The 247-nt window shown below is 70.9% G+C and carries 1 protein-coding gene; it reads right to left on the reverse strand.

From position 1 onward, the window contains the following. On the reverse strand, positions 1-247 hold a 247-nt coding region (locus tag IG54_RS0137465; protein WP_030795793.1), incomplete at both ends, for a 3-deoxy-7-phosphoheptulonate synthase.

Here is a 247-nt window from a genome sequence, read left to right on the forward strand (position 1 = left end):
CTGCACCCGGGCCAGCATCTGCACATGCGCACCGTCCAGCTGACGGGTGCGGTCCCCGATCCACGGCCAGTGCGTCGAGGACAACAGCAAACCCTGCCGGCCCTGACGCAGCAGCGGCAGCTCATAGTCCAGCACGAGCGCCTCATGACTCGTCCACACCGGCGCCCCGGCCGGCCACCCCCACGCCCCGCCGAGCCGGCGCAAGAACTCCGTACCGGCATAAGCCGCCCGGTAACCGGCGAGCAGA

The organism is Streptomyces sp. NRRL S-920 (genome assembly GCF_000717945.1).
GTDB classification, from domain to species: Bacteria; Actinomycetota; Actinomycetes; order Streptomycetales; family Streptomycetaceae; genus Streptomyces; species Streptomyces alboniger.